Origin of the sequence: Oribacterium sinus (assembly GCF_963553175.1) — a bacterium.
GTDB classification, from domain to species: Bacteria; Bacillota; Clostridia; order Lachnospirales; family Lachnospiraceae; genus Oribacterium; species Oribacterium sinus_B.
Window position 1 is genome coordinate 1 of the sequence record NZ_CAUVME010000026.1, and the last position, 23951, is coordinate 23951.

At 42.9% G+C, this 23951-nt stretch carries 19 protein-coding genes and 1 riboswitch; of the genes, 15 read left to right on the top strand and 4 right to left on the bottom strand.

Going from position 1 to position 23951, the window contains the following annotated elements; all coding sequences use genetic code 11:
• From RYO92_RS07795 to tpiA, 13 genes are all read left to right on the top strand, one after another.
• Window positions 1-228: hypothetical protein (locus RYO92_RS07795; RefSeq protein ID WP_315370021.1), on the top strand; the 228-nt coding region annotated here is incomplete at its 5' end.
• Window positions 229-366: 138 nt separating this feature from the next.
• On the top strand, window positions 367-1725 hold the full coding sequence (gene nox, locus RYO92_RS07800) for a H2O-forming NADH oxidase (RefSeq protein WP_315370022.1): 1359 nt from the start codon (window positions 367-369) through the stop codon (window positions 1723-1725).
• 179 nt (window positions 1726-1904) lie between these two features.
• On the top strand, window positions 1905-3029 hold the full coding sequence (locus tag RYO92_RS07805) for an N-acetylmuramoyl-L-alanine amidase family protein (RefSeq protein ID WP_314345629.1): 1125 nt from the start codon (window positions 1905-1907) through the stop codon (window positions 3027-3029).
• Between the two features lie 364 nt (window positions 3030-3393).
• On the top strand, window positions 3394-5310 hold the full coding sequence (locus RYO92_RS07810) for a BMP family ABC transporter substrate-binding protein (protein ID WP_314345632.1): 1917 nt from the start codon (window positions 3394-3396) through the stop codon (window positions 5308-5310).
• Window positions 5307-5993, top strand: a complete 687-nt coding sequence (locus RYO92_RS07815; RefSeq protein ID WP_315370023.1) for a metallophosphoesterase family protein — start codon at window positions 5307-5309, stop codon at window positions 5991-5993. Before RYO92_RS07810 ends, RYO92_RS07815 begins: the two co-directional genes overlap by 4 nt.
• Window positions 5990-6655, top strand: a complete 666-nt coding sequence (locus tag RYO92_RS07820; RefSeq protein WP_314345637.1) for a uracil-DNA glycosylase — start codon at window positions 5990-5992, stop codon at window positions 6653-6655. Before RYO92_RS07815 ends, RYO92_RS07820 begins: the two co-directional genes overlap by 4 nt.
• A gap of 23 nt (window positions 6656-6678) precedes the next feature.
• Window positions 6679-7521, top strand: coding sequence for an undecaprenyl-diphosphate phosphatase (locus RYO92_RS07825; RefSeq protein ID WP_007155856.1), 843 nt, complete (start codon window positions 6679-6681; stop codon window positions 7519-7521).
• 110 nt (window positions 7522-7631) lie between these two features.
• Entirely contained in the window at window positions 7632-8450 is an 819-nt protein-coding gene (locus RYO92_RS07830; protein WP_183681864.1) for an N-acetylmuramoyl-L-alanine amidase family protein, read from the top strand.
• 208 nt (window positions 8451-8658) lie between these two features.
• Window positions 8659-9678: a hypothetical protein gene (locus tag RYO92_RS07835; RefSeq protein WP_314328939.1), complete on the top strand. Its 1020-nt coding sequence runs from the start codon at window positions 8659-8661 to the stop codon at window positions 9676-9678.
• A 366-nt stretch (window positions 9679-10044) separates the two neighbouring features.
• Window positions 10045-11730 carry a Na/Pi cotransporter family protein gene (locus tag RYO92_RS07840; protein ID WP_183681870.1) on the top strand — a complete coding sequence of 562 codons (1686 nt, stop codon included), beginning with the start codon at window positions 10045-10047 and terminating at the stop codon, window positions 11728-11730.
• A 438-nt stretch (window positions 11731-12168) separates the two neighbouring features.
• The gene (gene gap, locus RYO92_RS07845) at window positions 12169-13194 is read left to right on the top strand and encodes a type I glyceraldehyde-3-phosphate dehydrogenase (RefSeq protein WP_007155861.1); all 1026 of its coding nucleotides are present in this window, start codon (window positions 12169-12171) and stop codon (window positions 13192-13194) included.
• Window positions 13195-13272: 78 nt separating this feature from the next.
• Window positions 13273-14490: a phosphoglycerate kinase gene (locus tag RYO92_RS07850; RefSeq protein WP_183681873.1), complete on the top strand. Its 1218-nt coding sequence runs from the start codon at window positions 13273-13275 to the stop codon at window positions 14488-14490.
• A gap of 147 nt (window positions 14491-14637) precedes the next feature.
• A complete protein-coding gene (gene tpiA, locus RYO92_RS07855; protein ID WP_308579393.1) occupies window positions 14638-15387 on the top strand; it encodes a triose-phosphate isomerase in 750 nt (249 codons plus the stop codon).
• 384 nt (window positions 15388-15771) lie between these two features.
• Here tpiA and RYO92_RS11180 read toward each other — a convergent pair whose 3' ends face one another.
• Together RYO92_RS11180 and RYO92_RS07865 are read right to left on the bottom strand one after the other, a co-directional pair.
• On the bottom strand, window positions 15772-16059 hold the full coding sequence (locus RYO92_RS11180; protein ID WP_308579394.1) for a DUF4491 family protein: 288 nt from the start codon (window positions 16057-16059) through the stop codon (window positions 15772-15774).
• Entirely contained in the window at window positions 16056-17687 is a 1632-nt protein-coding gene (locus tag RYO92_RS07865; protein ID WP_315370024.1) for a DUF438 domain-containing protein, read from the bottom strand. Before RYO92_RS07865 ends, RYO92_RS11180 begins: the two co-directional genes overlap by 4 nt.
• A 521-nt stretch (window positions 17688-18208) precedes the next feature.
• Here RYO92_RS07865 and RYO92_RS07870 point away from each other — a divergent pair.
• A complete protein-coding gene (locus RYO92_RS07870) occupies window positions 18209-20353 on the top strand; it encodes a hypothetical protein (protein WP_315370025.1) in 2145 nt (714 codons plus the stop codon).
• 335 nt (window positions 20354-20688) lie between these two features.
• Here RYO92_RS07870 and RYO92_RS07875 read toward each other — a convergent pair whose 3' ends face one another.
• Both RYO92_RS07875 and metK read right to left on the bottom strand, forming a co-directional pair.
• Window positions 20689-21489 (bottom strand): hypothetical protein, encoded by an 801-nt coding sequence (locus RYO92_RS07875; protein WP_315370026.1) that lies wholly within the window; start codon window positions 21487-21489, stop codon window positions 20689-20691.
• Window positions 21490-21493: 4 nt separating this feature from the next.
• On the bottom strand, window positions 21494-22552 hold the full coding sequence (gene metK / locus RYO92_RS07880) for a methionine adenosyltransferase (RefSeq protein ID WP_315365949.1): 1059 nt from the start codon (window positions 22550-22552) through the stop codon (window positions 21494-21496).
• Between the two features lie 89 nt (window positions 22553-22641).
• A riboswitch (SAM riboswitch) is annotated at window positions 22642-22746 on the bottom strand.
• 285 nt (window positions 22747-23031) lie between these two features.
• On the opposite strand from metK, the gene RYO92_RS07885 reads away from it, so the two are divergent.
• On the top strand, window positions 23032-23844 hold the full coding sequence (locus RYO92_RS07885) for a Cof-type HAD-IIB family hydrolase (protein ID WP_315365950.1): 813 nt from the start codon (window positions 23032-23034) through the stop codon (window positions 23842-23844).
• Window positions 23845-23951 lie beyond the last annotated feature (107 nt).

Below are 23951 nucleotides of genomic sequence, written 5' to 3' on the forward strand. Positions count from 1 at the left end.
TTAGTCGCCGCCTCCTACTCGATCGCAAAGCAAATTCCTTCGGAAGTTGGTCTGTTACAGGACGACTTTTCTGATGAAAAGTCTGTCCTTGCGGATACTAAGCGAAAAACTTCGATTCTCTTGTTTTTCGCAAGTACCGACGAGCTCAGACTACCCCCTCATTTAGACCTATATTGCCGAAAATCTATTTATTATTTTAATTTTTTACAGTTCCCTTATGGCTTATAGCTATGGCTTATGACGCCTATCCAAATCGTCGATAAGAAATAAGAACAATTCTTTATACTATTTTTACTTTTATTCTCCGTAAAATGGTATAAAATAATTCTATTGCTAAAAAAATATCAAAATTCAAGGAGGAATCCCATGGCAAAAACAATACTAGTAGGAGCTAACCACGCAGGAACAGCCTGCGCAAACACCATTCTGTCTTATCCCAATCAGGAGCTTACCATTTATGACCAGAACAGCAACATTTCCTTTTTAGGATGTGGAATGGCACTCTGGATCGGAGAACAGATTCATTCCGGAGACGGCCTGTTCTATGCAAAGCCTCAGGACTTTCTGACAAAGGGAGCAAAGGTAAACATGGAGTCTCAGGTGCTTTCCGTGGATTATGACAAGAAGACCGTTAAGGTACAGCTTAAGGATGGACAGGTGATTGAAGATTACTACGACAACTTGGTTTTTGCTACAGGATCCATCCCCAACAGAATCCCGGTAAAGGGATTTGATTTAGAGAATGTGCAGATGGTAAAGCTTTACCAGAACGCTGCAGAGGTTATCGAAAAGCTGAAGAACAAGGGCGAGTTCAAGAAGGTATGTGTCCTTGGAGGAGGCTATATCGGTGTGGAGCTTGCGGAAGCCTTCCAGCGTCTTGGCTTGGAAGTAACCTTGATCGATATGGTGGATCGTATCCTTGCAGGATATTTTGATGCTCCCTTCTCCGATGAGTTAAAGAACAGAATGGAAGAGCACGGCATTAAGCTTGCTTTAGGGGAGAAGGTAGAAGAGTTCTTAGGAGAAGGTAAGGTATCCGGTGTTAAGACCGATAAGGGGGTATATGATGCGGATATGGTAATCTGTGCTGTGGGCTTCAGACCGAATGCAAGTCTGGGAGCGGACCACTTAAAGCTGTATCAAAACGGCGCTTATCTGGTAAACAGAAAGCAGCAGACCAGCGATCCTTCCGTTTATGCCATCGGAGACTGTGCAAGCCTTTATGACAATGCAAGAGGCAGAGAAAATTATATCGCTTTGGCGACCAATGCGGTACGCTCCGGCGTTGTAGCAGGCCATAACATCTGCGGAACTCCTGTAGAGAGCTTAGGCGTTCAGGGCTCCAGTGCTTTAGGCATCTACGGCTACAAGCTGGCTTGTACCGGACTTTCCTTAGCGGCAGCGGAGAGAGAAGGCATGGACGTATCCTACGAGGATTACGAGGATACCCAGTTCCCTGCCTTCATGGAAGTGGAGAATCCAAAGGTGAAGATTCGTATTGTTTACAAGAAGGATGATAAAAAGATTGTGGGTTGCCAGTTAGGCTCCACCTACGATGCAACCGCCATCATTCATTTCTTCTCTTTGGCTATTCAGAAGGGACTGACCATGCCGGAGCTTCCCTTGGTGGATCTCTTCTTTATGCCTCACTTCAATCAGCCCTATAACTATGTCACCAGAACAGGATTGAACTGGCTGAATAAGGAATTAGGCTTAAAGAGCTAAGAAACATCCTTAAAAACGGAAAAAATTCTTATAATTGTTAAGGAAAAGTAAGAGCTTAGTATAGAAATTTGAAAGCTTGCTATGCTATAGTTTAGAAAAGACGAAAATAGGCAGTTTTCTATAGGAGAGCTGCCTTTTTCATAGACTTATATAGAATCCGTTTTAAAGGGAGGAAGATTATGAAACTGGGAAAGAAATTCGGCATAAAAGCTTTGGCGCTTGGGCTCTGTGTAGCCGGCCTTTCGCTGACAGCCTTTGCGGCGGGATGGGGACAGCAGGACGGAAAGTATTACTTTGTGGATCCTAAGACCAATCAGAAGGTTAGCGGAAAGTGGATTCATACATCTTCCGGATATTATTACATTGGAGCCGATACCTATATGGTAACCGGCTGGAAGAAGATTAATAACGCCTGGCACTACTTTCGTCCATCGGGCCTTATGGTAACCGGTTGGAGAGAGATTGATAAGCAGTGGTATTACTTAAAGACAGACGGTACCATGCAGACCGGCTGGTTGAAGTTGCAGAAGGACGGAAAGGACGTTTGGTATTATCTGAAGGCTTCTGGTGTTATGGCCAAGGGATGGAGAAAGATTTCCGATAAATGGTACTATTTCCGTCCGGAAGACGGCTCTTTGGTTATGGGACAGTGGCAGAAGATTTCCGATAAGTGGTATTATTTTGGAAATGACGGTGCTATGCAGACCGGATGGTTACAATTAAACGGAACTTACTACTATCTTTCCGCAAGCAACGGCAATATGGAAACAGGCTGGAAGACGGACACCGACGGCAATAAGTATTATTTGGATCCGGCCAACGGTAAGATGGCAAGAGCTTGGACCAAGATTGAGAATGTTTGGTACTATTTCCAGGATAACGGTAAGATGGTGAAGGGATGGTTAAAGGAGAAGAGCCATTACTACTACTTGCAGGACGGAAAGATGCTCAGCAATACCACCGTTAATCTGGAGGGAAGAGACTTTAGCTTCAATGAGCACGGTGTATGTACCTCCGATACTTCCAATGTAACGGCTACCGAAGCCAATGCGAATGCCAACAACAATAGCAACAATAACAACAATAACAACAATAGCAACAATAACAACAATAACAACAATGTAGGACCCGGCGGAACCGGCAGCAATACTCCGGGAGGAGACAGCAATACCCAAAGTAGTCCTGCAAACGGAGACGGTCCAAGCAGTAACGGCCCCGGTGGAAGCAATTCCTCTTCCACTACTCCCGGCGGTGCTCAGGGACAGGGAACCATTCAGGAAGGCAATACCCAGGGACCACAGTAATATAGAATCCCGGGGAGTCTGATAGGGCTTTTTGTCGGGCATTCTCTATAGAATTTTTGATAAGTGCTTTAACACAGGTCTTACGGTAAAAAATCAAAATAAGAAATAATGCTTCTAAAGAATAGGTCTGAAGATGGGGATTCCGAAAATGCCCCGTTTTCAGACCTATATTACATAGAGGCTTTTACAGAGCTAAGCTTTTATACAGAACTAAGGATTTGTAAAGAACTAAGGTTTCGTACGGAACTAAGGTTAATAAAAATTTACGCTTGTATATTGTCGCAAAACAAGGAACTTATGCTAAAATATGGCAAGAAATTTACTCGTCAGGAATCGGTTTATTGTTTCTTAGAGAGGAGTATTCATGATAGAGGATTATTTAGAAGCCAAAAAATTAGGAGACAGAGCCTATAGAAATGCCCTTTTGACGGGGCAGTATCCTTACTTGGAAGCTTTGGATGATAAATTAAAGGATGAAGATATACAGGGAGAGAACCGCCTTGGTGTCCTGGAGATACCCTTGGAAGATATTGTAGGAACCAAAACCACCGGAAGACAGCAGGCCTTTGCCAAGAATTTCATGCCGATTTTAGGGGCAAAAACGGAATTTGCCTTTAAATGGTCGGCTCTTTATGATTCCGTCAAGGAAGAGGGCGTTCGTGAGCCTATCTTGGTTTATGAATATATGTATAAATTCTATGTGCAGGAGGGAAACAAGAGAGTTTCCGTCAGCCGCTTTAATGATGCGGTTTCCATTCCCGCTACAGTAATTCGTATATTACCGAAGCGCACAGAGGAACGGGAAAATAAACTGTATTATGAATTTGTGGATTTTTATAAATGTACCGGAATCTATAGAATTCGTTTTTCCGAGCTGGGTGCCTATGACCGTCTTTGTCAGGTAATGGGGAAAAAACCCGGAGAGCTTTGGGAAGAGGAGCTTTGCCGAGACCTTCGGGCAGCCTATTCCCGTTTTGCGGAGCTTTATATGCAAATGGGCGGAGGAAAGCTGGGAAATACCATCGGAGATGCTTTCTATGTTTATCTTACCGTCTTCGGGATGGAATCCATTTTGCATAACAGCACGGAGGAAATTAAAGAAAATATCGAACGTCTTTGGAATGAATACAGAAAATCTGCCGGAGACGTGGTGCTGGTACAGAATCCTGAAGAAGTGAAAAAAGTCAGCGGTTTTATGGACCTGTTCCAGAGCGGAAAGCTTTATAACGGAAAGCATCCTCTGAAGATTGCTTTTCTGTATGAACGTACGGTACAGGATTCCACCTGGGCCTACGCCCATGAGTTGGGACGAAATTACATTATGGAGAAGTTCCGGGGCTTGGTGGAAACGAAGATTTTCGAGTCCTGTAATACGGAGGAGCGTATTCAGGACAGTATAGAAGAGGCTATTCATTGGGGAGCGGAGCTCATTTTCACTACAGCCAGTTTGATGGCTCAGGTCAGTATCAAGATGGCTCTGGAGCATCCGGAGACCTCCATCCTGAATTGTTCGGTAAATACCTCTTACAATTCCATTCGTACTTACTATGGAAGAATGTATGAAGCCAAGTTTTTGATGGGAGCTTTGGCGGCATCCATTACCGATGGAAATGATTTAGGTTATGTGGAGCAGTTTCCTCTTTACGGAACCATTGCTAATATCAATGCCTTCGCCATCGGCGCCCAGTTTATCAATCCCTGGAGCAAAGTACATCTTTCCTGGAGCGGTTTGCAGGACGGAAACTGGAAGGAAGAGTTTCGGAAGCAGGGAATCAAAACGATTTCCGGACCGGAATTTGCAAAACCCACGGAAGTCAGCAGAGAGTTCGGACTGTATATCAGAGAAGAGGGAGAGAAGGTCTTTAATGTGGCGGCTCCGGTTTATGACTGGGGAAAGTATTATGCCTTGATTTTGCAGTCCATTTTAGAGGGCTCATACCATGCCAACAGTTTAGCCAAGGCTCACAATGCCTTGAACTACTACTTTGGACTGAAGGAAGGAGTGATTGATATTATCCTTTCCAGGGATTTAAGCTATGCTTCTAAAAAATTGGTTTCTATCCTAAGAAAAGAAATCGTAGAAGGAAGTCTTGCGCCGTTCTCCGGAGAAATTCACAGCCAAAGCGAAAAGCTTAGAAGGGAAGGAGACGAAAGTTTGGATTTGGAAGAAATTGTAGATATGCGTTGGCTAAATGACAATGTGGTGGGAGAAATTCCCCCCTTAGATTGCTTTACCAAAGAATCCCAAGAGGCTATCCTGTCGGGAGGATTTTTACTGTGAGAATATTATGTATAGCAGATGAAGAAAATAAAGGGCTATGGGACCATTTTGACAAGGGAAAGTTAAAGGATATCGACTTGATTCTTTCCGCAGGAGATTTACATTCCGATTACCTGCAATTTTTGGTTACCATGGGAAAGGCACCTCTTCTTTATGTGCACGGAAATCATGACCAGGGCTACGAGAAAAGACCGCCCCTGGGCTGTGAGTGCATTGAAGATAAGGTCTATGACTTTAAAGGTCTTCGTATACTGGGGCTGGGAGGCTCCCTCCGTTATAAGCCGGGAGATCATATGTATACGGAGCAGGAGATGCAGAAGCGGATTCAGAAAGTAAGAAAAGACATTGTCCTAAAGAACGGTTTTGATATTTTACTGACCCATGCACCGGTAAAGGGCTACGGGGATATGGAAGATTTGCCCCATCAGGGTTTTCAGGCCTTTGAGGATTTATTGCAAAAATACAAACCCAAGTACATGATTCACGGGCATATTCATAAAAGCTATGGAGCTGCCTATAAACAAGAAAGTATGCATTCTTCGGGAACAAAAATTATTAATGCTTTCGATAAATATATTTTAGACATTGGAGAGGATGAATATCCCAATGAGGGAAAGACGGGATCTTTCCTCTATGATCTTTACAAACAAGTTACCAACAAAAAGGGAAGAGGAACATTATGATTGAAGGGCAGTGGCTAAGCAAGCTGCAGGGAGAATTTCAAAAACCCTATTATAAAAAACTCTATGAAACCGTGAGAGAAGAGTATAAGCATCATACTATTTTTCCTCCCAAGGAAAAGCTTTTCCGGGCCTATAGCCTTTGTCCCTATGAAAAGGTAAAGGTCGTCATTTTGGGACAGGACCCCTACCATAACTTTGGGCAGGCCCAGGGCTTATCCTTTTCCGTAGGAAAAGGCATTCCCTTTCCCCCTTCCTTACAGAATATTTTTAAAGAATTACAGGAGGATATAGGATGTGAAATTCCGAAGAGCGGAGAGCTGGATGCCTGGGCAAAACAGGGGGTGCTTCTTTTAAACACGGTGCTTACGGTTAGAGCCCATGAGGCCAATTCCCATAGGGGCATCGGATGGGAGGAATTTACGGATGCCACTATTCGGGCTATAGAAGAAAAGGAAGAGCCTGTGGTTTATATCCTTTGGGGCTCTTCCGCCCAGAGTAAGGCAAAGATGATTCATCAAAAAAGACGATTGATCTTAAAAGCCCCCCATCCAAGTCCCTTAAGCTCTTATAGGGGATTTTTCGGTTCCAAGCCCTTTTCTCAGTGTAACGCCTACCTTCGAAAGGAAGGGCAGGAGGAAATTGATTGGGCTTTAAAGGCATAAGAATAGAAAGGTTAGAATATTTCATGAACATTGTTGAGTTATTAAAAGTCATTGTTTTCTCTTTGGTGGAGGGCTTTACCGAGTGGCTTCCCATTTCCTCCACAGGACATATGATTTTACTGCAAAGTATTATTCCATTGCAGCAAAGCAAGGAGTTTTTCTCCACCTTTGAAGTTTTGATTCAGCTGGGGGCGGTTGGAGCGGTAATCAAAGAATTTTTCTTCCGTATCTGGCCCGTAGCAAGAAGATCTCAGGGGAAAGGCTACTACTTGGAGCAGGGAAAATGTATTTTGATCGGAAAAATTTTAGTAGCTTGTCTTCCTGCAGCGGTTTTGGGACTTTTGCTGGATGATTTTTTGGATGCTCATCTTTACAATGCCTTTGTGGTCTCACTGATGCTGATTCTCTATGGTATCTTCTTCATTTTACTGGAAAGAAGAAATGAGGGACATCAGTTTCATACTTTAACTGTAGAGGAACTTTCTTGGAAAAATGCGCTTCTGATTGGACTTTTCCAGTGCTTGGCTCTGATACCGGGAACCTCCCGTTCAGGAGCTACTATTTTGGGCGCCATGCTTCTATCGGTAGGAAGATTGGCAGCCACGGAATTCTCCTTCTTCTTAAGTGTGCCGGTGATGGCAGGAGCCAGTCTTTTAAAACTGATTAAGCATGCAGGGAATTTCGGTGCAGGACAATGGTTTATGTTACTTTTATCCATGCTCTTGTCCTATTTTGTCAGCCTATACTGTATTCGTTTTTTACTGCGCTATATTCGCAGTCATAATTTCCTTCCCTTTGCTTACTATAGAATTCTCTTTGGCGGCGTGATTCTTTTATGGTTTGCCGTATCCCATTTGGTGCTGTAAGAAATCCGTAATGGCACTGTAAAGGAAAGGGGCTTGTATAGAAAAGGCTACTTCGTTATGCTTAAACGGTCGATATACTAGGAGAATAAAAAAGGAAAAGAGGGAGTAAAATGAAAGCAAGAGGAGTAGTTTTAGCTATGGCCTTATCCCTTGTGATGGGGATGCAAAGCTTCGCCGCAACGGAAATCGGTTTAAATTTAAACTGGAAGTATGCGGGAAATTCTAAAATCAATACAGGAAAGGCCGTTTTATATACCAGTGATGTTAAAGAGCCGAAGCATATTACCATTGCGGTAAATGCAGGTCACGGAACCAAGGGGGGAGAGAAGCAGAGAACCCTTTGCCATCCGGACGGCACCAGAAAGTTAACCGGCGGAACCAATGCGGCAGGCGTGACTACGGCTTCGGCAGTGTCCTCCGGTATGACCTTCCAGGACGGCACCAGAGAAGCTACCGTAACATTGCAGATGGCTCATATTTTAGGGAAAAAGCTTCTGGCAGAGGGTTATGATGTGCTGATGATTCGCAGTGAAGAGGATGTACAGCTGGACAATATTGCCCGTACCGTTTTAGCCAACAACAAGGCGGATGCCCATATTGCTCTGCATTGGGATGCAACCACCAAGGACAAGGGTGCATTCTTTATGTCCGTTCCGGATGGATTAAAGAGAATGGAGCCGGTGGCAAGTAACTGGCAGAACCACGAAAAGCTGGGAGACAGCTTAATCAGCGGTTTAAAGGGACAGGGAGTGAAGATTTTCGGAAAGGGAAGAATGGATATGGATTTAACCCAAACATCCTATTCCACCATTCCTTCTGTAGACATTGAGCTGGGAGATAAGGTTTCCGACCATGGTGAAAAGACCTTAAACAATCTGGCAGATGGATTGGTTAAGGGAGTAAATATCTACTATGGATTTTCCTCTTAAATAGGCTCCTTAAAGAATTTTTAAAAGAATAGTTTTGCAGTAAAGGTCTGAAAACGAGACGTTCCAAGCTGTCTCGATTTCAGGCTTTTTTTGTAGAAAAAAGAGAGTAGCTTTTTTAGAGGAAATCTGTATAATGGAAAAGGTTCATAAAATTTACGGAGTATTCTTAAGAAATTAAGATTCCAAAAAATATCGGAGGAAATAAAAGATGGTTTTAGTGAAGACTTTGGCAGAGGGCTTAGGGTTTTATTATGATAAGAACGGTAATGCTGCAGTGGGAGAGGTCGGCGGTTATGATATGCTGATTACAAATGCGGATAAAGGGTCCCTGTATTATCTGAATATTTCCGTTACCAAAGGGGAGAAGCCCACAAAGGCGGACTTTGAAGGCATAAAAGAGTATAATAAATATTTAAAGACTATAGGAGTGAACAAGAAAAATTATCGTGTGGTTTTCACCCTTGGCGGAGCCTTTACCAAGGACGGTACAGTGAAAAGATTCCAAGAGATTTTACCGGCTTTGGCCAGATTCCTGCAGGATAGGGGATTTCAGAATTGTTCGGAAATCAGCGGCGTTACTCAGGGAGTATCCACCTATTTTGCTCAGGGAGTAAAGATTATTACAAAATCGGAATATGCGGAGATTGAAAGAGGAATTCAGGAAAAACAGGATAAGATTGCCCTTAGAGGATCAAGCAGTATCTTATTGGGAACAGTAGGTGCTCTTTTAGGCGCGGTGGTAGCAGGGGCAGTGGTTCTCTGTATTTCTCAGTTGGGCTATGTAAGCTGGTTTGGCGGTGTAGTCATGGGCGGTTTGGTTATGGGAGGATATAAAGTTTTTGCCGGTCGAATTCAAAAGATCGGTATTATCATCTCCGCCATTATTATGCTGGCAGCTATGTACTTAATTAACCGCCTGGATTGGGCATTAATGATTCAGCGATATTTTACACCGGATATGTTCGGCATGGAGGGAACAAAGCTCAGCCTGTCTTTTACGTTTAAAAATGTAGTGGCTATTGTGGAAACGGCCAATTTGCAAGCAGATTATTTTAAGAATCTCGGTTTACAGCTGTTGTTCACTTTTATTTGCGGATTAGTGACTTCCATCGGCGTAGTGCAGTGGGACAAGAACTCCTTCCTGGCTTATCCCATTGGAGAAGAAAAGCAGGATGTACAGGATGCAGGTCTTCCTTATACAGATAGCTTTGGAGATTCAGAGGAATAAGATTTTTCTAAGAAGGGGATGTAAAAAATTATTTTGATTTTTTACATCCTCTTCTTATATGAATTTGAAATAGGTCGATAATTTAAAAGGAAATGAGATAGGAACGAATATGGCATTGAAAAACATTGTAGGAAGCTGGGAACAAGGCTTTTTGTAGTGCGGGTTTTCTCTGCCCCTCTCCTGACTCAAGAGAAATTCCTTGTTTTTTTAAGAAAGTATTTGTATACTAAGCCAAGTGTTTTTACACTGGCTTTTTTTACGTTACAGGATTTCTCAGGAGGGAAGTCGGGTAGGTTATAGACTATAAGAAGAGCAGAAGGAAACGGTCTCTTTACGGGTCTAAAGAAAAGGGGAGAAAAGAGAATCATGGAATTCATCGGAAGCCTTTTTGGCTTAATTGGTGGTTTGGGAATGTTTCTATACGGTATGACGGTGATGAGTGACGGTATGCAAAAAGCCGCCAGCTCCCGTATGTCCAAATTCCTGAATTTGGTAACGGGAAATCGTGTGATGGCCGTTGTTTTAGGAGCAGCCATAACAGCTCTTGTGCAATCCTCCTCTGCAACCACCGTTATGGTGGTAGGTTTTGTAAATGCCGGAATCTTGAATCTTAGTCAGTCTGTCGGCATTATCATGGGTGCCAATATCGGAACCACCATTACCGCTTGGATGGTTTCCTTAACCCAGGTGTCCAGTTCCTCCCTGGCTTTTTTGAAGCCGGAATTTTTTGCACCACTCTTAGTGGGAGTGGGTGCCTTCCGCCTTCTTTTTGGGAAAAAAGGTAAAGATGACCTTGTAGCCAATTTCTGTATCGGTGTAGGTTTTATCTTTATCGGCTTGGAATTTATGAGTGATTCCGTGTCTCCCTATGCGGATTCTCCTATTTTTGCGAAAGCCTTTCAGGTAATGGGAGGAAATCCTATTCTTGGTATTTTAACCGGTGCGGTGGTAACGGGAATTATCCAGTCCTCTGCAGCTTCCGTATCCATCCTTCAGACCTTGGCTTTATCCGGTGCGGTACCGAGAGCCGCGGGCTTCTATATCACTCTGGGACAAAACATCGGTACCTGTGTAACCGCTATGCTTTCCTCTACCGGAGCCTCCAGAACCGCTAAGAGAGCGGCGGTAATTCACCTTCTCTTTAATGTGACCGGTGCGATTTTGTTCGGAGCTATTATTTTCTTTTTAAGTCTTCCAATGAAGAGTTTTTTCCAGGGACAATTAAGCCCAGTGGAAATTTCCCTCTTCCATACCATATTTAACGTATCCTGTACCGTTGTTTTATTCCCATTTGGAGATCTACTGGTGAATCTTTCCGGAACTTTGGTTAGAGAGAGTAAGCAGGATAAGGAGGATGAGGAGAATCCGAACCACTACACGGAGGTGGAGAAGAATCTGATTCAGCACTTGGACAAGCGTATTTTGGAATCTCCCGCCATCGCCATTTCCGCTACTAAGGCAGAGGTTGTCAATATGGCCAGAATTACGGCGGTAAATATCTCTCACGCCATGGGCATCTTACTGGAAGAGAAGGTGGAAGAAATCCAAGAGGTTTATGCCAGAGAGAAAATCATTGATAACATGCAGAAGCTTCTGACGGATTATCTGATTCATATCGGAAATCTTTCTTTAAATGAGAACCAGAAGCTGGAAGTGACCAATATGTTTAATACCATTACCGATGTGGAAAGAGCTGCGGATCATGCGGAAAATATTGCGGAGCAGGCTCAGTATGCTCAGGATCACGATATCTCTTTCTCGGAAATCGGTCAGGATGATTTAAAGAAGATTTCCAATAAGGTTATGGAGTCCTTTGAAGCCAGTATTGATGCCTTTGAGAACAATGACTTGGATGCTGTGGTAAGGACAGCTCATCTGGAGGATCAGGTGGATGAGATGGAAGAGGATATGAGAGAGACCCATATTCTAAGATTAAGCTCCGGGGACTGTGTGCCTCAGGCCGGTGTAATTTTCTTGGATGTCATTTCCGACTTGGAAAGAATTTCCGACCATGCGGATAATGTGGCGGGTTATGTGAAAACGATGATTTAAAAAAAGAGCGGTAAAATCAAAATGGTTTTCTAAGCAATATAGGTCTAAAATCGGGGCACGCTCTCGCTAGCATCGCCACGTAGCGGATACTAAGCGAAAAACTGCATTTCACTTGTTTTTCGCAAGTACCGACGGGCTCAGACTACCCCGTATTTAGACCTATATTGCCGTAAACCTATATATATTTTGATTTTACCGCTCTTTTTTTATGCTATGGTTTCCGGAATAAGAAGGAGGGTAAGAACTTCAATAAAGCGGAATTAGATTTAAAAATAATTATTTTAATAATGATTTAATTTTTCTTTTTGGAAATCTGTAAACATTTGGTGAAAACTTGCGTTTTTTCGTCATTTGTACTTGCAAAAACACATTGCCTGCAATAGAATGAACGTGCTGTTTAAGAAATTAAAATGATTTATCATGTAGGAGGAAAAGTATATGGCAGTAAAAGTAGCGATTAACGGATTTGGACGTATCGGACGTTTGGCATTTCGTCAGATGTTTGATCATGAAGGAACAGAGATTGTTGCCATCAACGATTTAACCGATCCTAAGATGCTTGCGCACCTTTTAAAGTATGATTCTTCTCAGGGAAGATATAAGTATGAAGATACAGTAGTTGCCGGAGAAGACTATATCGAAGTTAAGGGAAAGAAGATTAAGATTTACAAGGAGGCTGACGCTTCCAAGTTACCTTGGGGACAGCTTTCCGTAGACGTAGTTCTTGAGTGTACAGGTTTCTACACCTCCAAGGATAAGGCAAATGCTCATATCCAGGCCGGTGCTAAGAAGGTAGTTATTTCCGCACCTGCAGGAAATGATCTTCCTACTATCGTATACAATGTTAACCATGAGACCATTAAGGCTGAGGACAACATCATTTCCGCAGCATCCTGCACCACCAACTGTCTTGCACCGATGGCTAAGGCTTTAAATGATTTCGCTCCAATTCAGTCCGGTATCATGGCAACTATCCATGCTTACACCGGAGACCAGATGATCCTTGACGGACCACAGAGAAAGGGAGATTTAAGAAGAGCTCGCGCAGGAGCTATCAACATCGTTCCAAACTCTACCGGTGCTGCTAAGGCTATCGGCTTGGTTATCCCTGAGTTAAACGGTAAGTTAATCGGTTCTGCACAGAGAGTTCCTGTTCCAACAGGTTCCACAACCCTCCTTTTCGCAGTTGTTAAGTCTTCTCAGGAAGTTACCAAGGAAGCTATCAATGCTGCTATGAAGAAGGCTTCCGATCCTGAGACCTTTGGCTACACAGAGGAAGAGTTGGTTTCCAGCGATATCATCGGAATGACCTATGGATCTCTTTTCGATGCTACTCAGACCATGGTATCCAAGGTGGGAGATGACCTTTATGAGGTTCAGGTTGTATCTTGGTATGACAACGAGAACTCCTACACTTCTCAGATGGTTCGTACCATTAAGTACTTCGAGAAGTTTGTAAAGTAATTTTATAGGCATAGATTTTTGCGGAAAGCCGCCGGAGTGGATCCGGTGGCTTTTTCCGAAGTAGAGAAGGAGATTAGCATGGCAGAATTAAACAAGAAATCCGTAGATGACATTTCCGTAAAAGGCAAGAGGGTTTTATGCCGTTGTGATTTTAATGTACCTTTAAAAGAGGGAAAGATTACCGATGAGAACCGCCTTGTGGCAGCGCTTCCTACCATTAAGAAGCTGATTGCTGATGGCGGAAAGGTGATTTTATGTTCTCACCTTGGAAAGCCAAAGGGAGAGCCAAAGCCTGAGCTTTCTTTAGCACCTGTAGCAAAGCGTCTTTCCGAGCTTTTAGGACAGCCTGTGGTTTTCGCCAAAGATGATACTGTAGTAGGAGAAAATGCTAAAGCTGCAGTAGAAAAGATGAAGGACGGAGATGTGGTTCTTCTGGAGAATACTCGTTACCGTGCGGAGGAGACTAAGAATGGAGAGGCTTTCTCCAAGGAATTGGCTTCTTTAGCAGATGTTTTTGTAAATGATGCTTTTGGAACTGCACACAGAGCTCATTGCTCCAACGTTGGTGTGACCCAGTTTATTTCCGGACCTGCTGTAGTGGGCTACTTAATGCAGAAGGAAATTCAGTTCCTGGGACAGGCTGTAGAAAATCCTGTTCGTCCCTTCGTTGCCATTCTTGGCGGTGCTAAGGTGTCCGATAAGTTAAATGTAATCTCCAACCTTTTAGAGAAATGCAATACTCTGATTATCGGTGGAGGAATGGCATTTACCTTCGTAAAGGCTATGGGCTATGAAATCGGAAAGTCCTTAGTGGATGACGAGAAGCTTTCCTACTGTAAAGAAATGCTTGAAAAGGGAAAGAAATTAGGCTGTGAGATTCTGCTTCCTGTGGATGCGGTTTGTGCGGCATCCTTCCCGGATCCTATTGATGATGCTAACTTAGCGGTAAAGACCGTGGATATTTCTGAAATTCCTGCAGATATGCTGGGCTTGGATATCGGACCGAAGTCTGCAGAGCTTTTTGCCAATGCGGTGAAGTCTGCAAAGACTGTGGTATGGAACGGACCTATGGGCGTTTTTGAGAATCCTGTATTGGCTAAGGGAACCATTGCAGTAGCAAAGGCTTTGGCAGAGACAGAGGCTACTACCATTATCGGTGGTGGAGACAGTGCCGCAGCGGTGAATATCTTGGGCTTCGGAGATAAGATGACTCATATTTCCACCGGCGGTGGAGCTTCCTTAGAGTTCCTGGAGGGAAAAGAGCTTCCCGGCGTTGCAGCTGCAAATAATAAGTAAGAAGTTCTATAAATAATCAGATAAATCTGTATGCATAGAAGTCAGTATATACAGATGTCATTAAGGACAGTAGTTAGTAAATACAGAAATCAGTATATAGAGTATTATGCATAAGATAGATAGAAATTGTAGGAAATAGGTGAGAAGATGAGAAAGAAAATTATTGCAGGAAACTGGAAGATGAATATGACCGTAACAGAGGCCAAGGCTTTATGCGATAAACTGCTTCCCTTGGCAAATACAGATGCGGTGGACGTGGTTTTCTGTGTACCGGCTATCGACATTGTACCTGTAGTGGAGAAGCTTCAGGGCTCCAAGATTTCCGTTGGAGCGGAGAATCTTTATTTTGAAGAGGCCGGCGCTTACACCGGAGAAATCTCCGCCAATATGCTGGTAGATGCAGGAGTAAAGTATGTTATCATGGGACACTCCGAGCGTAGAGGATATTTCCATGAGACAGATGAGGATATCAACAAGAAGGCTAAGAAGGCTTTGGAAAAGGGGCTTACCCCTATCATTTGCTGTGGAGAAAGCTTAGAGCAAAGAGAGATGGGCATTTACTTCGAGTGGATTTCCATGCAGATTAAGGCGGCTTTCCAGGGAATTTCCGCTGAGGATGCCGAAAAGTGCGTTATCGCTTATGAGCCAATCTGGGCCATCGGAACCGGAAAGACTGCAACGGCTGAGCAGGCGGAAGAGGTTTGTGCATACATCCGTAAGGTAATTTGCGAAATCTATTCCCAGGCGGTAGGAGAGAAGATTCGTATTCAGTATGGCGGATCTATGAATGCCGGAAACTGCAAGGAGCTTCTGTCCAAGCCAAACATTGATGGCGGATTAATCGGCGGTGCATCCCTTAAAGAGGAGTTTGCTAAGATTGTAAACTACCAGGATTAAGAAGAAGTATCAGAACAAAAAAGGAGTACCGTACGTTATGCGTACGGTACTCTTTAAATTTAGAAGGATTATAAAGAGGATTTAACGAATCAGAAATAGTGGGTAGCCTGTTATGCAGTATAGGTCTAAAAAGGGGTAATCTGAGCCCGTGGGTTCTTGGCTTTTGTCTTTTAAAAGCTTAGAACCCCTAAGGCTAGACTTTTCTTCAGAAAAGCCTAGCCTGGACAAAGCCAACTTCCGAAGGACGTTGCTTTGCGAAGCAAAGTGAGCAGTGGTTAACCTAAACCACTGCTCAGCGTGGCGAGGTTAGCGAGAGCGTGCCCCGTTTTAGACCTATACTGCATAAAGGCTATTTATAAAACTGATTAAAGTCTCTTTATAATCCTAAAATTTTCTCTTTGGATTTTTCGGGAACCATCCTTTTTCCACTCTCTTTTCCTGTTCGTATAATTCATGGATACTCCAAAAGCAGGAAATGCCGAAGATGGCTAGACTTCCGGAGAGGAATAGAGAAGGAAGAAAAAGGCTGGCGATACAAGCGAATAGACCTATGAAGAAAAATAGCCAGGCTATTTTCTTACTAAAGTAATATTCCGCATATACCACTATGGGGTGAAATATCCCTATGCAGAGAAAACACACCAGGCCTAAGAGTAAACCTTGAATGCTCATAGTTTAAAATACTCCCGAAGCTCTCGAAGCAGGGTATCCAAATCCACCTCTGCCCGTTCACTCATAATCTTCACTGTGGCTTTCGGCATCATAATACGAGCCAGAGGTGTGTTTAAGGCCTTAAAGCGGTCGCTTAATCGGAAAAGGAGAGTCTTTACATTGGGATCCGCTTCCAAAATATCCTTTAGCAGGGTGTCTTCGGTGATTTCCGTCAGCTTGCCGGCTGTCAAAGACCCTGTGCTTTCTCTGTTTCCTTCGTTTCCCAAAGTCCCCGTGCTTTCTTTATTGCCTACATCTTTAGAAGTCTCTGAGCCTTCCCTCTTGTCTTCGTCTTTAGAAGTCTCCTTGCTTTCTCCCTTTTCCTGCTGCTCCCAGGTTAGAAGAGTTTGAGAGCCTTGTAAGGAACGGATATGGGTGCAGTCCTGCATCATTTCCAGCACACCCCTGAACTTTCCGTTTTCATCCCGAACCGCATAGTAGATGATGTAAATAAAGAGGTCCGGCTTATTAATCCAAAACTCCGCCTTGTCCTGCTCTCCGGAACGGAACTTCTTGATAATTTCTTCAACGATATGTACAGAAGCCTTGGGGTGACAGTTTTTCACATCTCTTCCGATGACATTTTTACTTCTGGGAAAAACTCTATGCTTGGTGTCGGTGTAGAAGCAAACCAGTTCATTTTCATCCACGTAGGAGAGATCCACGGGCATATGCTGATAAATCAGATTAATCTGCTCCAGAGTAAGCTGACCGGTAGTAACATTCAATTTTTCTTCCTTATTGTTAAAACCGTATTTTCCTAGAAGACCGGCAAGCTCTTCCGCAAAGCCCGGGGCAGAGGAAAGACCGGAGAGGGGAGAGGTACTCTGAGAAGCGGTATGGGAGATGTTTTGCTTTGGAGATTTTTCCGGCTCAACGGTAATATAGGCAAAACCGATTTCCTGGTCTCCCTCAGCCATATAACGAAATTCTTCTTCGTTAATCATTTCCAAGGAGGTGGGGTAGAGGATATTTTCTTCCTTGTCCATCAAATCCCGAACATCCGCCACAAGCTCAGCCTGCTTTCCGATAAATTCCTCTTCCTTATCCTCTAAGAGAAGACTGTAGCACTCTGCAATCTCATCCCGGATAAAGTCATCCAAAGTCCACATGGTGGTGGTAGGACGGGTAAAGCCTTTCTTCTCCAAAACCGGGTATAATTGGTTTTGCTTTCTGGACAAATGAATCTTGAATTTCAACAAGTCTTCATAAAGCTCCAGCCATTGGTTTTTAATGAGAGGGTACTGCACCAAATCCTCAACGGAAAGCAGTAGTTCCTTCATTTTGGCATTTTCCCTACGGTAACAGGAGATGGGATGATTTTCCGGAAGCTCTTGATCCTTTGTGACTAAAACATCCTGGAAGACCTCCAGCATGGCCTGAATATCTTCCTTTACACATTCATCATCAGTCTCCTCCACCATTTCCTGCTCGATAATGGCAATTTCATAGGGGGCCAGGTGTTGTACTCTATCCTTCAGCGCTTTTCTGGCTTCTTCCAAGGAAATCTTACCGTCATCATAGGCGGACTTTATTTCGTGAACAATTTCTAACTTCTTCCCATCAATATTTTGAAAATTCTCTCTCATCGCTTCCTCCTTATGTAGATTTTCCAATCTACGAAACAATTAAATCAGAATAAGACAGCTCTACTAGTCTATTGAGTTAGAACTATCTAACCAACATTATCATAACAAAAACGATGAGAGAATAACAATGAAAATTCCATATCAAATTCTAAAGAGATTTTCAGAAGATTTCTCTAACACATTGTCACTTTGTAAAGGGTATGAGCTCTTTTAATATATGAAAAAAATATAAAAATTATTAATGATATTCATAACGAAGATTTTATTTATTATTCTTAAAAACAGCAATATACTGATTGGGTAGACATGGCTAACCGATTTAAATAATAATAATTGAAACAGGCGAGTTCGACTAACTTTTCTATATAAAATGATTTCCTATCATTTTATAGGATGCCGGCAGAGAAAAGCAAAGAACTAAGCTTCATTTTTGGATAAACCGGAAAGCATAGTAAGGGGCGTTAAGAAAATTAAACCTGGACGTGAGGCCGTAAATCACAGTTTATAGAAAGAGGTTTAAAATGAAAAAGTTGACGAAAGGGGTTATTTTATCCCTTGCTTTTGTCTTGCCTACAATTCTGGTGCAGGGAAAAGCATTTGCTGCAGAGGCAGGAAATTCCGGTGAATGGAAAGCTGTAAACGGAAAATGGTTCTATGAGAAAGAGGGTAAGCCTGTAAAGGATTGGCTTTTGGATAAGGGAAATTGGTATTATCTTTCTCAGGACTCCGGAGAGATGCTTCTGGGAAGCCAAGAAATTAAGGGCGTTAACTATTATTTTCAAAATAAAAATGAGGCGGTAGAGGGTGCTATGGCAAGAGGCTGGCATCAAGACAGTAAGGGGGCCTATCGCTTTTACGATAATCGGGAGGGAAGCCCTACAGAGGGTCAGGAGCTTAGATCCTGGCAATGGATTGACGGATATTGCTACTATTTTGAAGAAGAAGGTGAGAAAAAGGGAATTCTCCTGCAAAACGGCATGAGCAAGGACGGTTATACCGTAAATGAAGAGGGACAATGGACGGTGAACGGTGTAGTGCAGTTTGTTGAGGGAAAAGGCTTTATCACCAAAAAATCCGATGTAAAGGGTGTTTCCAGAACGATTGATAATACGGAAGCTCGTCCGGAGAGAACAAGTTCTACACGCAGTCACTCCGGAAGAAGCAATGGAGTAGGAAGTAACGAAAGCGGTAATATAAACAGGAGTGGAAGCAATGCCGGAGCAAGCGGAAATGCAGGAGCTTCCTCTAGCGGAGTGAGTGAGCAAGATAAGAAAAATTCCAAGACCGAACTGCCTCAGGAGAATTCTAAAGCAGAAAATTCTAAAGTGGAAACAGGAAAAGAAAATCCGGATAAGAAGGCGGAATCCTTGCTTGCAGATGGTGTTTTCTACGGTACGGGAACTTGGTCAAGATATTATGAGCAAACCGGTCCGGATATCGTAAAAGTCAGCATTAAAGACGGCAAGATTGCAGAAGTTAGCAATGTAAAATACACGGAAGATGACAGCTATCAGGACAAGACCTTTAAGATCTTTGAATATCTCAAAGGCTTAGAGGATGTAAAAGAACTGGAGAAAAATCTGAAGGAGAAAAAGGGCGAAGCCTATGATGCGGTAGCTTCTGCAACCCAGTCCACATTGGGCGAGGTCAGTGCAGTGGATAATGCTCTTGCCCGTTCCAGAAAACTGAAAAAAGACGGAAAAGAACAAAAAATTGCCTACCTTGATTTTACAAGAAAGCCAAATGCCAGAGCAGTAGGAGATAGCTTGGATCTTTCTGACACCATTCTTGACCTGCATTTTGCAGACGGAAGCAGACAGGATGTTCCTTATGCAGACTTTGCAAAGCATGGAATTACCACGGATAAAGAACAGGGAAGCTCCTTACCGGAAATTGGAACAACTTTTCCGGTATATTTCCAAAACGATGAGTCTTTGATTAAGCTCCCAAGCTTCATTCAGGTGCAAAAGGATTATAGGTGGGCTTATGCGGATGAGATTCGTCTGACCTATGAAGATGGAGAGGTGAAAACCCTTCCAACAGATAAAGATCATTTTGTTTACCGTGCTGTAGAAACGGGGAAAGACATCATCAAGGCGGAGTTGCTTCGGGGAGGAAAGGTCCTGACGGAGGGAGTGTATGATGCAAATCGCTCTGTTTGGGATTTCCAATTAGATGATAAACAGCTTCCAAAAGACTATGATGCTTGGAGATATAAGGATATTCAATTAAAAGAAGTTATGGATGAAGGAAAAATCCCTGCTTCCGTAGAACTTCTTTATGATGGAGAGTATATTCTGGAAGACACAATCCATCTGGAAAAAGAAGCCATTCTGTCCGGAGAAGTTCTTGAAAAGGACGGGGATGTAAATATTGATTATTTTGACGAGATAGAGAAAAATCCCGCTTTACTGCTTGGAGAGGCGGAGAATGAAAATGAAAAGCCTGTAAAAGTGGAACTACGTTATATTCCCGATAAGACGGAGAAAAAAGTCACCGGAGAAGGAAATTCTGAAAACGGAGACGGAGAAGAAGAGAAAAATGCTACCGTAGAACTAAGCTTTCCGGATTTAATCATTAAAGGGAAGACGGCGAAGGTAATTCTTCGTCTTCACTATGTTTCTATCGAGGAGGAAGGCGAAGACGGAGCGGCGGAAACAGAGTAATGCGCATAGCAATCTTCCTTTTTAGAAAATATGAGCAATCAGAAAAATAAATAGTTTTCCGGCAGTATAGGTCTGAAAAAGGGGTAGTCTGAGCCCGTGGGTACTTGCGAAAAACAAGAGAAACGCAGTTTTTCGCTTAGTATCCCTTATGTAAGGACAAACTTTTCATCAGAAAAGTTGTTCTGTACGAGACCAACTTCCGAAGGAATTTGCTTTGCGAAGCAAAGTGAGCAGTGGTTAACAAAACCACTGCTCAGTCAGGCGAAGCTAGCGAGAGCGTGCCCCACTTTCAGACCTATACTGTACGGAAAACGTTTTTTTATTATAAATCTGTTTTAAAAGGGAAGATTACTGAAGCTAAATTCTGTCTTTCCGCTCTTCTTATCGATGCTGATATCGAAATAGAGTTCATTAGATAGTCTTCCGCTTCCGTAGAATATAGTTTCTTCCTCCACCTTTTGTTGAAAGTCCAGAGTGTTTTCAAGAAGTTTTATACTATCTTCCACTGGTTCAATAGTAAAGAAGAACTGGTACTGAAATTGCTCTGTATTTCCTTCTCCATAGTGGAAAAAGCTCATTTCATAAAGGGGCGTATCCGGAAAACTGCTAAGTGCTTTTTCTATAGCTTTCCGAGAACTGCCCGGAAGACTTTCGCTGTAGGAATACAGAAAATTCTCCTCCTGAACATCTGTTTTTCCGAAAAGAGAAGATGTTCTGGAGCAGTAAACTGGATGAAGAAAGAGAGGAAGGGAAGAGAGTAGCGAAAGAAGAAAAATCACTATAGTCCCCTTACGAAACAGCTCAAATACTGCCAGTTTCTTGGCGAAGGAAGCCAAAAGTCCCAGCCCTCCATACAGTAAGGGAAGGACTGTGAAAAAGAAGCAAAGGGACAGTAGGGGCGAAGTGGGCAGCAAAAGCTTCGGATTTTTATAGCTGTAGAGTAAGATAGGTAGAAGAAACAGAAGGAATTGTAAGCCGATTCCGAAAAGAATCAATGGAAAAAAATGATGCGAAAAAAGCAGTCTTTTGGGACTGCCTTTTTCTGTTGCAAGCTTTTGTTTCTTCTGAAAGAGGGCGCCTAAAAAGGACTTTCCGCTCTTATTTTTATTTTCTGTGAAATGTAAATCCTTAGACATTTGCTTAGATTTCCCATGGCAGGTTTTCCTTACCGAAGTGTCCGTAAGAAGAAACCAGATTATAGTCTGTATTTAAAAGATTTAAGTTGGAAATAATACCCTTTGGCGTAAGGTCGTACTTTTCGATTACGGAACGCCAAAGGTCTCCCACATTTTCATGCTCGGTACCGAAGCAGTCCAGATAAACGGATACAGGCTCCGCCACACCGATGGCATAGGCCAGCTGTACCTCACATCTGTCAGTCTTTCCTGCGGAAACCAGGTCCTTCGCAATTTTTCTGGCCATATAGGCTGCAGAACGGTCTACCTTGGAAGGATCCTTTCCGGAAAATGCGCCGCCGCCGTGATGAGCAGCGCCGCCGTAGGTGTCGGCAATAATCTTACGTCCTGTAAGACCGGAATCTGCAAAGGAGGAACCGAGAACAAAACGTCCGGTGGGGTTTACCAAGATGCGGAAGTCGGTATTTAAATTCATTTCCGCAGCGGTTTCCACCATGATTTTCTGAATAATCTCCCGAACCTGTGACAGGGAAACGGATTCACTGTGCTGGGAAGAAATCAGGAAGGTATCAATACGATTTTCCTTGTAATCATAGCTTACTTGGGCCTTGGCATCCGGCTTTAAGATAGAAAAGGAATTTTCCAGGTTAAAGGCACGGAGCTTCTGCAATGCTCTGGTGGATAAAACATAGGGGATAGGAAGCATTTCCTTGGTCTCATTGGTAGCATAACCGAACATCATTCCCTGATCTCCGGCGCCGTCATGGTCTACACCCATGGCAATATCGGGAGACTGTACGGAAATCAACTCCTGAATCTTATATCGATCTAAATTTTCCAAACCGATATTCTTCAACACGTTTTGGCAAAGAGTATCATAGTCCGGGGTATGGCTGCTGGTGATTTCTCCCAAAATCACGATATCATAGTCTTTAATGCAACATTCTGCAGCGATTCTTCCCTTGGGATCATGCTTTAAAATGTCTGTAACGATGGCATCACTAATCTGATCGCAAATTTTATCCGGATGTCCGTTGGAAACCTGTTCTGATGAAAATAACATAAAATAATCCTTTCTATTTTGCATACAGAGTGGGAGAAAACTCCGAAAAGACATAAAAAAACCATTGGGCTCGCCAATGGTCGATAATCTTCTTATTGATCGAAACAAATGGTTCGCTCAGGTTAGCACCTTCCGTTTCCGGGGTTGCTGCGGCTTCTTAGCTCCTATGTAGCTCCACCGACTCTGAATAAGCTATGAAATTTTGTTCTGTAATACTAGCAAAGTGGAGAGGAAAATGCAAGATAAAGTTCGGGAGAAGAATATAAAAAAATAATAAATTTAAGTTTTCTTTACTTTCCGGGAAGAATGAGATATAAGAGAGAGCACGGCTTTGCCGATATAAGATAAAAGGTAATAAGAAAAATAATACTGTCAAAGGGAAAACAAATGGGTTTGCCGATATTGCATAAAGCGTTATCAGAAAATAATCATGATAGAAAAGGGAAAAGAAAATACCGGGAGATGAGGAAGGGAACAATATGTTTAAAGCGATAGCATTGGATTTGGACGGAACATTGACCAATTCGGAAAAGAAAGTCAGCGAAAGAAACAAAAAAGCTTTGCAGGAGGCTATCAAGAGGGGCGTCAGCATTATACTTGCTTCCGGAAGACCGACCTATGGCATGTCCGAGGTTTGGGAAGCTTTAGAGCTGGAAAGACTGGGGGGCTATGTTCTTTCCTATAACGGAAGTCTCTGTATGGATTGTAAGACCAAGGAGGTTTTGTTTGAGAAGACAATTCCCCGGAAGTATTATGCTCCTATCGCTCAAGTGGTAAGAGAGGCGGATTTAGGCCTCCTTTCCTATCAGGGGAAGGAGATTGTGACTGAACGGCCGGAATTTCCCTATATGGATAGAGAAAGCACCATCAACAAGATGCCCTTTAGAAAGGTAGAGGATTTTCCTAATGCCTTATCGGAGGAAGTTTGTAAACTTCTGGCTTTGGGAGAGCATGAAGATTTGATTCCCTTAAAGGAAAGACTGGAAAAGGAATACGGGGAAGAATTAAGCATCTTCTTTTCCGAACCCTTTTTCCTGGAAATCTGCCCCGTAGGAGTAGACAAGGGAGAATCCTTAAAAAGACTTTTAGAGAAAAAGGGCTGGAAGAGAGAAGAGCTGATGGCTTTTGGGGATGGAGGAAATGACCTGACCATGCTTCAGTATGCCGGAAAAGGCATTGCCATGGCCAATTCCCAAAAGCATGTCTTGGAAATTGCCGACGAAGTCACACTCAGCAATGATGAAGACGGAGTAGCGGTAATGGTGGAGAAGTACATCTTGAGCAATATATAAGAAATAGTATTGATACATGTTATTTTTGCATATTCATTTAGGGTGAAATCAAATTTGTAATAATACGTATACAGCTTTTTATGCAAAATAGGTCTGAAAAAGGGGTA